Origin of the sequence: Pallidibacillus thermolactis (assembly GCF_025660415.1) — a bacterium.
GTDB classification, from domain to species: Bacteria; Bacillota; Bacilli; order Bacillales; family Caldibacillaceae; genus Pallidibacillus; species Pallidibacillus thermolactis.
Window position 1 is genome coordinate 61,063 of the sequence record NZ_JAOUSE010000006.1, and the last position, 15,139, is coordinate 76,201.

12 protein-coding genes are annotated in these 15,139 nt (G+C 34.4%); 5 read left to right on the forward strand and 7 right to left on the reverse strand.

The features are described 5' to 3' along the window. Window positions 1-575: 575 nt before the first annotated feature. Window positions 576-842, reverse strand: coding sequence for a DUF2087 domain-containing protein (locus OEV82_RS03820; protein ID WP_263061088.1), 267 nt, complete (start codon window positions 840-842; stop codon window positions 576-578). Between the two features lie 183 nt (window positions 843-1,025). After that, window positions 1,026-2,267, reverse strand: a complete 1,242-nt coding sequence (locus OEV82_RS03825; protein WP_263061089.1) for an aminopeptidase — start codon at window positions 2,265-2,267, stop codon at window positions 1,026-1,028. Window positions 2,268-2,503: 236 nt separating this feature from the next. On the opposite strand from OEV82_RS03825, the gene OEV82_RS03830 reads away from it, so the two are divergent. Continuing rightward, entirely contained in the window at window positions 2,504-3,052 is a 549-nt protein-coding gene (locus tag OEV82_RS03830) for a cupin domain-containing protein (RefSeq protein ID WP_173661813.1), read from the forward strand. 327 nt (window positions 3,053-3,379) lie between these two features. Here OEV82_RS03830 and OEV82_RS03835 read toward each other — a convergent pair whose 3' ends face one another. From OEV82_RS03835 to hutG, 4 genes are all read right to left on the reverse strand, one after another. Next, on the reverse strand, window positions 3,380-4,717 hold the full coding sequence (locus tag OEV82_RS03835) for a YjiH family protein (protein ID WP_263061091.1): 1,338 nt from the start codon (window positions 4,715-4,717) through the stop codon (window positions 3,380-3,382). 24 nt (window positions 4,718-4,741) lie between these two features. After that, on the reverse strand, window positions 4,742-6,016 hold the full coding sequence (hutI, locus tag OEV82_RS03840; RefSeq protein ID WP_377701379.1) for an imidazolonepropionase: 1,275 nt from the start codon (window positions 6,014-6,016) through the stop codon (window positions 4,742-4,744). 128 nt (window positions 6,017-6,144) lie between these two features. After that, window positions 6,145-7,818: a urocanate hydratase gene (hutU, locus tag OEV82_RS03845; protein WP_263061093.1), complete on the reverse strand. Its 1,674-nt coding sequence runs from the start codon at window positions 7,816-7,818 to the stop codon at window positions 6,145-6,147. 26 nt (window positions 7,819-7,844) lie between these two features. Further along, window positions 7,845-8,801: a formimidoylglutamase gene (gene hutG, locus OEV82_RS03850; protein ID WP_263061113.1), complete on the reverse strand. Its 957-nt coding sequence runs from the start codon at window positions 8,799-8,801 to the stop codon at window positions 7,845-7,847. A gap of 131 nt (window positions 8,802-8,932) precedes the next feature. Between hutG and OEV82_RS03855 the strand changes: the two genes are divergently transcribed. Further along, on the forward strand, window positions 8,933-9,817 hold the full coding sequence (locus OEV82_RS03855) for a LysR family transcriptional regulator (protein WP_263061094.1): 885 nt from the start codon (window positions 8,933-8,935) through the stop codon (window positions 9,815-9,817). Between the two features lie 270 nt (window positions 9,818-10,087). Here OEV82_RS03855 and OEV82_RS03860 read toward each other — a convergent pair whose 3' ends face one another. Further along, on the reverse strand, window positions 10,088-10,684 hold the full coding sequence (locus tag OEV82_RS03860; RefSeq protein ID WP_173661800.1) for a DUF4352 domain-containing protein: 597 nt from the start codon (window positions 10,682-10,684) through the stop codon (window positions 10,088-10,090). A 236-nt stretch (window positions 10,685-10,920) separates the two neighbouring features. Here OEV82_RS03860 and yfcE point away from each other — a divergent pair, with 236 nt between their 5' ends. The 3 genes from yfcE (at window position 10,921) to nagB (ending at window position 14,801) form a co-directional block, all read left to right on the forward strand. Continuing rightward, window positions 10,921-11,466, forward strand: a complete 546-nt coding sequence (gene yfcE / locus OEV82_RS03865; protein ID WP_263061096.1) for a phosphodiesterase — start codon at window positions 10,921-10,923, stop codon at window positions 11,464-11,466. Window positions 11,467-11,746: 280 nt separating this feature from the next. Continuing rightward, window positions 11,747-13,120, forward strand: a complete 1,374-nt coding sequence (locus tag OEV82_RS03870; RefSeq protein WP_263061097.1) for an alanine/glycine:cation symporter family protein — start codon at window positions 11,747-11,749, stop codon at window positions 13,118-13,120. 937 nt (window positions 13,121-14,057) lie between these two features. After that, entirely contained in the window at window positions 14,058-14,801 is a 744-nt protein-coding gene (nagB, locus tag OEV82_RS03875) for a glucosamine-6-phosphate deaminase (protein WP_263061098.1), read from the forward strand. Window positions 14,802-15,139: the final 338 nt, after the last annotated feature.

Here is a 15,139-nt window from a genome sequence, read left to right on the forward strand (position 1 = left end):
AGAGTAGTTTAGTATAAGATATTCTATAATTTAATAAGGGGGAGTTGACAATATCTAGAGGTTTGTGTGAATTGGACATAATATTAGTATAATGTATTTATTATTTTAAAAAAAGAGGATGCCAAAAAGTGGCTGATTTTCACTTTTTGGAAGCGGCGTAATAAAATATAATATTAATGTTGTTAAGTAAACTATTATATATTTTTTAGGATTAATAGTTATTAATGCCCTTTAAAATAAGGATAATTTAATAAATAATGTTCCTCTAAGTTGTGATGTACCGTTGGTTTAAAATTGCATTTTTTATATTATTTTTCCAATATTCTATTAGCTAATTAAAAATGATATTTTGTTCCATTTCCTTGGACTTGTGTATCTACTCATTACTTTAATCATAATAAAATTAAAATAATAATAGTACTATGGTAAATAACAGTTATAAATTCCATGTATTAAAGATACCAAATTACTCAACGTTTTTTATTGGGACTTTTAATTTTAGCAGTTTGGGAATAAGCATATTTGTTTGTTACTTGCCAACAATGATATATATCATTTCTCTAAATTTTTAATATTCATTTTTTAATTACTTTCCTTTCGATAACGGTATATGAACTTCCGTCACTTTCTCGAGATAAATAACCGAAATCAACTAAATATCTTCTAAGGATTGCATAGTCTGAATAGAATTCTCTTAAAATATTATTTATCTCCTTCTCAGTGTAGATAATCTCCTTATCAAAAAAGGTAATTAAATAGTCAAATAATAAGACTTTATCCTTCTCCTTTTTAGGAATATTAACTAATTGGTTACCTCGAAAAAACCTTTTTATATCTTTCATTTTTATTCCTCCAATATTTCTTTTGGAAATATAATGCAATATACTTATAAACTTCTCTTTCAAGAGTAATGTCAGTGTATCTAAAGAGAACAAATATAAGTAGTGCCTCCATCACAATGAGCAAAAAACCCTAACAATTTATTGCTTGTTAGGGTTTTATAGTTTATTCATTGCGAATGAATTTTAAAATGCCCAATCTCCTTTACGAAAAATAGGAACTACTGTACCATCTTGTTTAATTCCATCAATATCCATTTGGTTGGATCCAATCATGAAGTCTACATGAACTGTAGAGACATTCATTCCATGAGCGGTTAATTCTTCTTTACTCATTTTTGTTCCACCTTGAATTGTTGTTGGATAAGCAGAACCAATAGCAAGGTGGTTCGATGCATTTTCGTCAAATAATGTATTAAAGAAAGTAATTCCGGATTGTGAAATCGGTGAAGGATCAGGAACGAGTGCAACTTCCCCTAATCCTGTTGCTCCATCATTTTCAAAAACTAATTTTTTCATAATTTCATCACCAGTTTCTGCGGAAACATCAACAATTTTGCCGTCTTTAAAGTGGACTTCAATGCCTGTAATAAGTGTTCCCGCATAACTCAAAGGTTTTGTACTACGAACAACTCCATCCATCCGGCGTGTATCCGGTGCAGTAAAAACTTCTTCCGTTGGCATGTTCGCAATAAATTCTTCGCCTTTTGGATTAACACTACCTGCACATGCCCAAATATGATTTTTAGGTAAGCCTAAAATTAAGTCTGTTCCTGGGGCTTTAAAGTGAAGTTTGTCAAATTGTATTTCATTTAATTTTGCTGCTTTTTCATTGAGTAAATCTTTATGACGGTCCCATGCTGCTATCGGATCATCTTCGTATACACGACATGTTTTGAAAATTTGATCCCATAAAGCATCGACTTGTTCTTCGGTTGTTTTTAAATCTGGGAATACTTTAGCAGCCCAACCTGCACCAGCTGCTGCAGCAACGGTCCATTTAATATCATCATTTTGTGTCGCCTTTCTCTGCACCTCAAAAGCCTGACTTGCAACTTTTTGATAAGCAGATACTTTAGAGGGGTCAACCTCATTTAACAAACCTGGGTCACTAGATACGATAGATAATCGACTAACTTTACGATTCAATACATGATCTTCGGATTCTTCAATCTCATAGGATGGGATTTCTGTTAGTACTTCTGTTGGTTGGTGTAAATAATGGTATTTGCTTATTTCATCATCAGACCATTTCACAATAACTTTTTCTGCGCCTAATGTATAGGCTTCTTTCGTAATCAGGCGTGCTAAAGGTGCCTGGTCAACAGAGATGGTCATTTTCACCCAATCTCCTGGTTGCACATTAATGCCTTTTGTAACTAATAGTTTTGCATACTTTTGTAAATTTTTCTCAAAATTAGGTAACATATCTTATTCCTCCAAATCTTCCCTTAATTAATATTAGCATACATTAAAAATGTATGTATACTTTATAGTCAACTATATCTTCAAAAAAGTTTGTATTAAAAGTAAAATACATTTTTTAAGAAAAATTGAAAAACGTTTTTGGATAGGCTAAAGCCCATTCCACTTATTCTTGTTTGAATATCCTTTATATTAGGTGGATTTACTATTCAATTCATTACGAGAGAGGATGGAAAATTATGTATTATTATCCTTATTATTTTCATGTCCCGATGAATTATGATATAAGGCAATTGAATTATTGGAATTATCCACACGAGTACTATGGAAACTATGGTTATCCATTGGGCGATCGCCAATTTACCGATCAAGGTCCGAATCCTTATGTGGTTGATATTGAAGAGGCTACGAAAAGAAATAACAATTTTCGAACTGCATTATGGACAGGGAGACATATGCAGGTTACATTAATGAGTCTTAAACCTGGTGAAGATATTGGATTAGAAGTGCATCCGGATGTTGACCAGTTTTTACGTGTGGAACAAGGGCAAGGAATTGTACGAATGGGAAGAAGAAGAAATAACTTAAATATCGTAAGAAGGATTGATGATGATACAGCCATCATGGTGCCGGCGGGAACATGGCATAATGTAGAAAATACGGGAAATCGACCACTAAAACTTTATTCAATCTATGCACCACCAGAGCATCCACGTGGAACCGTTCATGTTACAAAGGCAGAGGCGATGGCGGCGGAAAGCAATCAAGGTAGGACAGCGTTTTATTGATTGGTATAATTTATAAACAAAAATTCATTGAAATTACGTTTTAATAAAGAATTTTCGTCCTCAAATATTGACTTAATTAGTCAGTGAGAGGAGAGGACTGTCCAAAAAGTCATAGAAAGCAGATTTTTAAGGATAGCTGGCGGCGGCGACTCCAGTGGGAATAGCATAAGCTTATATGATGAAGGCGTAAGCGTCAGGCACAAGAGCCGAAGTCCCCACAAAGGCACTTGCGGTGGCTGAGGTTCTGCCACTGGATAAGTGTCCGCCAACTTTCTTATTAGTCATCTCCAAAAAACAGATTTCCGGACAGCCTCTTCGACATAAATCTTATAGCAATAGTAAAGCAAATGGAGTAGCAATGAGTATGGAAAGAATAGTCCTTTCTACAAATATTACAATAATTTTAGGGATACTAATCGGAATTTCTGTTGATAAGATAACAGGAACTACGGCTGAGAAAAAGAGAATTTGAGATATACATACCACTCCAATAACAAATTTTGTCACTAATGCTGCTTCAGTAACTAATAAAGCGGGTAAAAACATTTCTGCAATCCCCATTGAAACGGCTTTGGCTGCCAATAGTGGATCAGGTAGTTGTGCTATCCAAGTAAATGGGAAGAAAATATATCCTATAATATCAAAAACAGAGGTATATTCAGCGAGTACGAGGCCCAGGAGGCCAATAGACATAATGGATGGTAATATTGCCATCGTCATTTTATATCCATCTTTAAGATTAATCCATGTTAGTTGGAGTAAATTTGGTGTGTTTCGTGCAACTTTCATTGCCTCATGCCAAGCTGTTTTTATTCGCTGTTTTTTAACAATTACTTCTGGTGTTCCTTCTCTATTTTGATAATAATGATTACTTATTTTGTTTATTGGCCATAATCGAACCGTGATTGCTGTTACTGTAAATGTAACAATTAATGTAGTCCAAAAATAGATATTCCATCTTTCCATTAGCCCTAAAGTATTGGCTACTACAATCATGAAAGTGGCAGAAACAGTGGAAAAACCAGTTGCAATAATTGTTGCTTCTTTAATCGTGTATTTTCCTTCTTTAAAAATTCGATTCGTAATTAATAAACCAATAGAATAACTACCAACAAAAGATGCTACTGCATCAATGGCTGATCTTCCCGGCGTTTTCCAAATCGGACGCATAAAAGGTTGCATTAATACACCTACAAATTCCAACAAACCAAATCCGGTTAGCATAGCAAGAAATACTGCACCTATAGGAACTAATATGCCAACTGGTGTGACTAAGCTATTAAAGAGAAATGGGCCTATACTTGGGTCAAAAAGCCATGTCGGCCCAATATTAAAAAATAACAAAACGGCTGTAACCAGACCCAAAACTTTAAAAATAGACATAACAACATTTACTTTGTTTTGCTTCCACGTACCATTCATAAACGGATATAGAGAACCTAGTGCAATTGTAATCAGTATATAATATGGAACGAAAGTGGAAAGGTTGTTACGAGTCCAAGTTACAATATGATCCAATGGTATTGATGTATTTCCGTTGATAGTAATAGGTATAAAAAACATAAAGATACCCATAAAACTATAAAATGCTAACTTTGTAATATGTTTCCAATTCTTTGAAGGTTCGACCTGCACTTGAGGAACACCAGCTTCAGGTTTACTCATTATTGTACCTCCATTTTATTAAAATTAATTTTCACCAACAGCGATTCCATGTTTTACAACAGGTATTCCATTTTTAATAACGGTATCAACATGATTCATTCCATATTGATAAGATAAGTATAGATAATTCGGGACATCAAATATAACGATATCCGCTTTTTTCCCTGGTTCCAAACTGCCGATTTCCTTTGCTCGATCAATTGCATGGGCTGCATTAATTGTTGTTGCTGTAAGAACTTCTTCAGGTGTCATTCCCATTTTTAAACATCCTAAATTCATAATAAATTGTAAGGATAGAGTCGGAGATGAACCCGGATTTGAATCAGTAGAAAGAGCGATTGGTAATCCACTATCAATCATTTTGCGTGCAGGTGCGAATTCTGCCATTAAGAAAAATGCAGTACCGGGAAGGAGTACTCCAATAACATTGGACTCAACCATCTTTTTTATTCCAGTTTCTGATGCTTTTAATAAATGATCTGCTGATATTGCTCCAACTTCTGCTGCTATTTCTGCTCCACCATAAGGTTCTATTTCATCAGCGTGAATTTTTGGTGATAGACCGTAACGTTTTCCTGCCTCTAGTATTAATCTAGATTGTTCCGGTGTGAATACACCTTTTTCACAAAAAACATCATTAAATTCAGCTAAACCTAATTCTGCTACAGTAGGAATCATTTCTTCAACGACTATTTCAACGAAGTCATCAGGGTTATTTTTATAATTAGTGGGGATTGCGTGTGCTCCCATAAATGTAGAGACAATATCAATTGGATGATCTTCATTTAATTTTTTAGAGACATTTAATTGTTTCAATTCATGCTCAAGAGTAAGTCCGTAACCACTTTTTATTTCAACTGTTGTAACACCTTGTTTTAAGAAAGTATCTAATCTACTTTTCGTTTCTTTGTACAATTGCTGGAAGCTTGCTCGTTGGGTTGCACGAGTTGTTGCATGGATTCCACCACCAGCATTCATTATGTCCATATAGCTGTTTCCTTTAAGTCTCATCACATATTCATTTTCTCTTGAGCCCGCATAAACTAGATGGGTGTGGGGCTCTATAAGACCTGGTGTAATAATTTTGTTTCGGGCGTTTATTTTTTCTGCATTTTCAATGAGATCAGGGTATTTCTTTCTCAGTTCCTCATCTGTACCTAAGTCGAAAATTATCCCATCAGAGATTAATAGACTACCGTTTTCAATCATCTTCAAATCTTGCATTTGTTCTTTTCTTGCGGGTGAATCAGAGTGTCCACTAACAGTAATCAATTGGTTTGCATTGTGAAGGTATAGCAATATTAATCACCTCATCTTGATGATTTATGAAAAGAAGCTCTTTAAAATGACGATTTGCTTAACAAATATTTAACTATTGAAGTAAAACCGCTGATTCAGTTTCATCAGCGGAGCGTATTTAAATATTATTAATTTGATTTTTGATGAGATATTTTAGTTGTCAACATAGGTATATGAACTCCTTTTTCTTTTGCAGTCTTAATTGCAAGTTCATAACCTGCATCAGCATGACGAACAACACCCATACCTGGATCAGTCGTCAAGACTCTTTCAAGGCGTTTTTCGGCTTCTTTTGTTCCATCCGCAACGATAACCATTCCAGCATGGATAGAATATCCCATTCCAACACCACCACCGTGATGAACACTAACCCAACTTGCTCCACCAACAGCATTAATAAGTGCGTTTAAAATTGGCCAATCTGCTACAGCATCACTACCATCTTTCATACCTTCAGTTTCTCTATTTGGTGAAGCCACAGAACCAGAATCCAAATGGTCTCTTCCGATCACGATCGGTGCTTTTAATTTGCCTTTTGCGACCATCTCATTGATTATTTTTCCAAAACGGGTTCGTTCTCCGTAACCAAGCCAACAAATACGAGACGGTAGGCCTTGAAAGGCAATCTTTTCTCTTGCCATCCGAATCCAGTTACAAAGAGATTCATTGTAGCTAAATTCATTTAAAATTACATCATCCGTTTTGTATATATCTTCAGGATCTCCTGACAGTGCTACCCAGCGGAAAGGACCTTTCCCTTCACAAAATTGTGGTCGGATGTAAGCAGGAACAAAGCCAGGAAAATCAAAAGCATTTTCCACACCTTCATCTTTAGCGATTTGACGTATATTATTTCCGTAATCAAAGGTAATTGCACCTTGCTTTTGCATCTCCAACATCGCCTTTACATGGGTTGCAATACTTTTCTTTGAGAGTTGTATATATTTCTTTTTATTTTTGCTTCGCAATTCTGCTGCTTCATCTAGAGTATAATTGGCAGGAATATAGCCGTTTAGTGGATCGTGGGCAGATGTTTGGTCAGTAAGAACATCAGGAATAAAGCCCATTTCTAACATTTTTGGCAAGATTTCTGCTGCATTTCCTAATAGTCCAATTGAAAGAGGTTGTCCCTTGGTTGCTGCATCTTTAGCTAAACGAATCGCTTCATTTACATTATCTGTTGAGATATCTAAATATCTAGTTTTTATCCGGCGCTTAATACGAATCGGATCAACATCAATAGCAATACAAACACCTTCATTCATGGTAACAGCAAGTGGCTGAGCTCCCCCCATACCACCAAGTCCTGCCGTTAAAGTAATTTTTCCTTTTAAGGTACGATTAAAGTGTTGGCGTGCTAATTCAGCAAATGTTTCATAAGTTCCTTGAACAATCCCTTGACTTCCAATATATATCCAGCTACCAGCGGTCATTTGACCGTACATCATTAATCCTCTTTTTTCTAATTCTTGGAAATGCTCCCAATTTGCCCATGCAGGTACTAAATTTGAATTGGCAATCAGAACACGGGGTGCATCTGAATGAGTTCGAAAGACGGCCACCGGCTTACCGGATTGGATTAGAAGTGTTTCGTCATTTTCCAATTGTTTCAATTCGCGTACAATTGCTTCATAACTTTCCCAGTTACGAGCAGCTTTCCCTATACCACCATAAACAATTAATTCATCAGGGTTTTCAGCTACTTCCGGATTTAAATTATTATTCAACATTCTCAAAGCAGCTTCTTGAATCCATCCTTTTGTATGAAGCGTTGAACCTCTATATTGATTGATTTGTTTCATAAGCGGATCCCCTTTCTTAAAAAAAGTTAAGCGCTTACAATATTCTGTCTATTTGATATGAGTTCAGCAATTAAATAGGCTGCTAGTCTTGAGGTTTTTCCATCCTGGTCAAGCAAAGGATTAACCTCTGAAATATCAAAACTTAGTAAATTTGTTTTTTTCGAAATGTATTTTATCAAATTGCGTACGACCTTCTTATTTAAACCGAAAGGAGAAGGTGCACTTACGCCAGGTGCTGCATCTGAACAGATTGCATCTGTACAAAGGGTAAAAATGATTGCATCATGTTTCTTACAAAAGTGATCAATGACTTGGAAAGTTTTTGGGTAATTTTCAATATCTTCTTCGAGAATATAAATACAATTGTATTTCTCAGCAGTATTAAACAATCTCTTTGTATTTCCATACTTTTGAATACCAAGAACAAGATAGCTTGTATTTTGATCTTCTTCTAATATTTGTTTAAACATAGTACCTGAAGAAGGTAACGAATCATTTCTCATATCAAAATGTGCATCAATATTAATTATTCCTAAGGACACGGAATCTCCGAGATAAGAACGGACACCTAAATAATGTCCATACAAAGTCTCATGTCCTCCACCCAGAATGACAGGAAAAGCAGAAGCTTGTAAAATAGTTTTTATATAATGCCCTAATTCTTTTTGTGCAGCTTCCAAATTTGTCCCTTCACAAACCGTATTACCAGTATCGATTAACTTTACATTTTCATTGAAGTGATAAGGTATACTTGCAAGATATCGTCTAATTTCTTTAGGTGCTTCTGCTGCACCAATTCGACCTTTATTGCGTCTTACCCCTTCATCACATTCAAATCCCATAATACAAAAGCTGTTGGTACCCTTATAGGTTTTTATGGATTCAATGGTTTGTAATTCCACCTTTTGGAAGATCCTTGAGCTTAATGAATCTGGACCGTCATTTCTCCCCTGCCAAAGTTGACTCTGAGGCTGTTTATAAATTTGAACTCACCTCCTAATATATTTTCTGACTTGATACACTTTTAAAAATATTATAACTATGGTATGATTCGTTAACAAATATTAATTTTTAATCGGTTTATAAATAAAAACTATAATTTAGGATGATTTTGATGGATGTTCGGGAATTACAATATTTTATAACTGTAGTGAATCAAAGAGGGTTTACAAAAGCAGCGGAACAACTTCATATTTCACAGCCATCCTTGAGTAATGCAATTAAGAGACTTGAAGAAGAAGTTGGTATTCAATTAATTGACAGAAATACACGTTCCTTTCGTGTAACTGCTGAAGGAAAATACTTTTATTCGGAAGCATTAAAATTAATTCAACACTTTAATTTAATTAAAGAAGAAGCAAATAAAATGAAGGAAAAGGGTCCATTTGAATTGTCCATTGGTTTAATAGAGAGTTCTCTTGTTTGGGTGCCTAATGTTATTATAAATTTTAAAAAGAAATATTCGGACGTTAGAGTAAGATTATTAGAAATTTTAAGCTTACAAAATGTTGAAGACGCACTCCTTAATTTTGATATTCATTTGGCAATTACAAACCAATATATCCGGAATAATGATATTGACGTAATACCCTTATACAAGGAAAAGCTTGTCGCTTTACTGCCAATTGATCATTCATTACAAAGGAAGAAAACTGTCAAATTACAGGATTTAGCAAATGATTCTTTTATTGTTTGCAAACAAGGGTTTCAGTCTAGAGAAGACATCTTACAAGCATTTATGCAACTCGGCTTACGACCAAATATTCAATTTGAAATCGAACGATTTGAAACCGCATCTCAACTAGTTGAAAATAAGTTAGGAGTCACAATCGTACCAGAAAATTATGTGAAGTACACAAGAAATGGAAAATATATTGTGAGGAAGATCGTTGATATGGACATTCGAAGAACCGTTTATCTCGCATATGAAAAAAATCGTTTTTTGCCTGAAATGGTATCAGAATTTATGAAATTAACACGTGAGTTTTTTACTAAATAGATATGATTATCATATAGGTTAAAGGTGGAGGAATAGCTGGAGAGCTTGAAATATTCCAGCATCAAAATTAAGACATATATCAAACGAAGAAATTAATCAAGAAAACATTGATTTTTATATTGAGAAAGATGAAACTCCCATATTATAAGTCGTGCATATCGTTATATATTTACACATAAAAAGGTTGCATCGCTTTATATATGTCCTCTCTAAATTTTTTCATAAAACTGTCTAAAATGTTGAAGGACAAGGAATTATAGCCTTGTCCTTTTAAAATTCTAAATCAACTTGTATTTGATCACTCAATGAATTATAATCCGTGTCATGAGCACCATCCACAATATATTTTACTTTTGTAATTTCGTCTGCGGGTGCGTCAAGTTGGAAAATTACATCGCCTTCTTTATTTACTTTGCCAAAAAATTCCCCACCAATATCATCGGATAATAGCATATCAGCGTCTACTTGTTCACCGGTATTTGTTGTTAATGCTGCTTGATTCGGATATATACTAATTGTGTCTTCGGATGTATTTTCAACTTTCATTGCAATTGTAACGATTGTTACTTCGTCTTTATTGTCAAAAAATGCTTCTTTATATTCGTCGTTTGGTTGTAGTGTTGCCGCCTGAATACTTGTAATTGTAATGTTCATTGGACCACTTTTAATAGTCTGATTTAGATCTTTTTTCTGTTTAACTACTGTAAGTTTACCGATTTCACTTTCTTTTACTTTATCATCTTGATCATGGTTCTCATGCACTTCTTCTGTATCTTTATTTTTTCCTTCGTCTGTACCATTCTCGCCACAAGCAGTTAAACTAAAAACAAGTAATATACTTGTAAGTAATTTAAACCATTTTTTCATATTGCTTCCTCCCATAGTCCTTGTTTAAAAGTATGTTTATTTTAGGTTTGACATTTTTTAATAAAATATCCGGTTTACGTAAAGAGATGAATTTATTCATTTTTTGTGTTTTATTATATACTTAATAGAGTAGGGACATATTTAAGGTTTAAATAGCTATTTGTAAAATAGTCAATCTTTTTAAATGACGAAATGTGATGGCAATGATCAAACTAACTAAGTAAGGGTGAGTGGAATTGAAATTAGGTTTTATTAGCGACACACATGGAGGATTTTTGGATACGTTAGAAGCATTAGAAGTGTTAAATGATGCCGAGAAAATTTGCCATCTCGGTGATGTTCTTTATCACGGTCCGCGCAATGACCTGCCTAAAACGTATAACCCGAAAAAGTTAGCCGAGCAACTTAGCCAACGGCAAGATATCATTTATGTACGTGGTAACTGTGATGCGGATGTGGATGAAATGGTGTTAGAACATGATCTCTCCAAAAAATCAACCATTGTTGAATTTGATCGGTATAAATTTTTTCTCATACATGGTTATGAAGAAACAGAAGAAGAGCGGATTCAAAAGGCGAAAGAACTAGGATGTCATGTAGTCGTTTCAGGTCATACCCATATTAAAGTTTTGGAAGAAAAAAATGGGATGATTGTATTGAATCCAGGAAGTACGACAATTCCTAAAGACGGTTCACGATCATGTGCCTATTATGAAAATGGTGAAATCGTTTTATGGGACTTGGATCAGCAAATGGTTATAAAGAAAATGAAAATCTTGTAGATGAGACCAGAACACCTACCTTGATTGAAAAAGGGTAAGGTGTTCTTTTTATTTTTTTGAAAAGTTCTAGTGACTTTATGATTAGAAGCATTCTAGCTTAAGAAGTACATTAGAAGTAGGTAGAAAAGAATAATCCTTTCAAAAATATCTTGACATGTTTCCTGTTTTTGTATTTATTATAATTATGGGACAAATGCGAAAATTCAGTCCCTATAAAATAAAGATAGAAGGGAGGAAGACGGTATCTAAAATCTGTGGATTGATATAGGGGGTATAACATATGGAACAATTAGAAAAGTTGTTAGGAAATATTAGTGATTTTGTTTGGGGTGTTCCTTTAATTGTTCTGTTAGTTGGTACTGGTATTTATTTAACATTTCGTCTAGGTTTTCTACAAATTCGTACATTAGGTTATGCCTTTAAATTAACTTTTTCACCGAATCAAGATCATTCTTCAGAAGGGGATATTTCCCATTTTCAAGCATTAACAACGGCATCAGCAGCCACCATCGGTACTGGTAATATTGTTGGAGTTGCGACTGCGATTGTGCTTGGCGGTCCAGGTGCAGTTTTTTGGATGTTTTTAGCCGGATTATTTGGGATGGCAACTAAATATGGTGAGGCCATTTTAGCTGTTAAATATCGGGTAAAAGATTCACAAGGGAATATGGCAGGCGGTCCAATGTATTATTTAGAACATGGACTTAAACAGAAATGGCTAGCTGTATTGTTTGCGATTTTTGGATCGTTGGCAGCTTTTGGAATTGGTAATGGCACGCAAGCAAAAGCTGTTAGCGATTTAATGAACAGCACCTTTTCTATACCAGCGTGGGTAACAGGGCTTGTTCTAGTTCTTTTTGCAGGACTTGTTATTCTAGGTGGAATAAAATGGATTGGTCGGGTTACATCTTATTTTGTTCCATTTATGGCACTCTTTTATATTTTAGCTGGTATTTATGTCATGATTGTAAATATTAATTTAGTACCTGAAGCAATTGCCACTATTTTTACCCATGCTTTTTCTGGTGAGGCTGCTCTTGGAGGAACTGTCGGTGCGGTCATTCGTTATGGGGTAGCACGTGGTCTATTCTCAAATGAAGCGGGTATGGGTTCTGCCCCAATTGCTGCAGCTGCTGCAAAAACAGATTTACCGGGCAGACAGGCATTGGTTTCAATGACTCAAGTATTTTTCGATACATTAATGATTTGTTCGATTACGGGGATTACCATAGTGATGTCTGGTTTATGGGAAGATAAAAGCATTGCTGCTGGCGTTTTAACATCAGAGGCTTTCGGTTTATTAATTGGAGACATTGGTCCATATTTAATCACATTCGGATTATTATTTTTTGCTTCTTCAACAATTCTTGGATGGGGTTATTACGGTGAAAAATGTTTTCAATACTTATTTAAAAGTCCAAAAGCAGTATGGGGCTATCGCACAGTTTTTGTACTTTTTATCTTTGTAGGTGCTACGACCTCTTTAGATCTCATATGGTCATTAGCAGATATTTTGAATGGTTTGATGGCTGTTCCGAACTTAATTGCTCTTATTGGATTATCTGGAATTATAGTTATGGAAACGAAACGTTTACAAGAAAAAATCAAAGAAGAAAAAGCAGTCAATTCAAACTCAAAGGAGGCACAACTTTAATACAGAAGGACAGGTTCTTCGTGCCAATGGGCGCAAAGAGACCTGTCCTTGTTTCAATTTCGTCAAATTCCATTCATGATAAAATTAACAAAATTCATCGATTTCATTGTTGCTTGTACATTTAAGAGAGCAAAACGGGTAATAAGAAATCCAGCGATTGTGGTCCCTACCATATTTATAATTTGGATAACTGGTTTATCAATGAGTTCACCACGATTTTGAGCAATTTCAATGACTTCTTTTAATCGAGTTCTGCTTTTTCTAAAAAAATATGGGATAAGTTTTTTAATTCTTCTTTATATAATCACTGTATTCCCAAAACTAGCCTAATTATCGTTTTGTTTATAAGCGCAATACTTCTAGGCAATGTTCCCAGATGATCACATGATAACTTCATATTGAAGTTATCGAAAAAACTTTTTAGACAAGTCTTTGAAAATGCGTTTTAATGTATAGTCATCTTTTACTTTTTGGAAAGTGAGGATAGGCTTTGATGTTTTATTAAAAAGAAAGCGAACCATAGTCTCAATTACAATAGTTCATTTTCTTATATAAAAATGTCACAAATATCAAGGATTAGGTAAATATGTCAAATTCTCGACAGTTTTTATTCTGTATTGTTATTTGTCAATAATATCGGTATAGTAAGTTTAAGTGTGATACATTTTACATATTGTTGCTAGGTGATATGGGGTCTTATTTAAGAGCTTTATCTGAATTATTTGGTTGAATAAGTAGTAAACTTATTTGAAATAACGTAAATTCTCTCTTATATGTAGTGTCTTTTAGGTATATGAATATAATAAATAAATGTACATACTTTTTTAGAAAACGAGGAAAAAATACGTATTAGTATTTATAATGAAAATGATAAAATAAATTGAGTATATATTACTATTTTGTTGTGCAATATTGCCTTGAAAGGAGCGAAATAGCAATGAAAATTGTGAAAGTAAAAGATTATGATGAAATGAGTCGATATGCAGCTGATTATCTTGTTAAAAGAATTGCAGAGTTAGATAAGCCTGTTCTTGGATTGGCTACTGGATCAACCCCAGAAGGATTATATGAAGAGTTGATAAAAAAGTATAAAGAAGGAAAAGTTTCATTCAAAAATGTTACAACGTTTAACTTAGATGAATACGTGGGATTAGATAAAAATGATCCAAATAGCTATCACTTTTATATGATGGAAAAGTTATTTAATCATGTTGATATTACAAAAGAAAATGTAAACCTTCCAAATGGTGTGGCACCTGATTTACAAAAAGAGTGTCAAGAATATGAGCAACGAATTCAAAAAGTAGGAAAAATTGATGTGCAATTATTAGGCATGGGAATGAATGGTCATATTGGATTTAATGAACCAGGTACTCCATTTACACAAAGAACACATGTCGTTGAATTAGACGAATCTACTCGTAAAGCTAATTCAAGATTTTTTGCATCTTTAGATGATGTGCCAAAACAAGCCATTACGATGGGAATCGGTACAATTATGGAAAGTAAAGAAATTTTATTAATTGTTTCCGGGGAAAGTAAAGCAGATGCAGTGGCTCGTTTATTAGATAAAGAAGAAGTAAGTGAAGACTTTCCAGCTTCTATATTAAGAAACCATGATAATGTAACGGTTGTTGTAGATGAAGCAGCACTTTCTAAAACGAAAAAGAATATCGGATAATTTAACCGATTAATAGTGGGGGCTGTCCAATAAGTCTAAAAAAGCGGAATTTTGAAGGGGGAGTTGGTGACGATTCAAGCGGGAACAGCAATTTTTGCATAAAAGCGTCCAGGCACATGGGCCGAAAACCCCGCAAACGTACTTGCGCTGAGGTCGCCCAATTGGATGCGCGTCCCTCAACATACCTTACAATGATCCCTATATTCAGACTTTCTGGACAGTTCCTTTATATATGTGTACCTACTAGCTATACTTTAAGTTTACATATGAGTATAATAATTGTTCAAAAATTTTGATAAAAAATACACAATTTAATATAATGATAGTGTAATAGGATA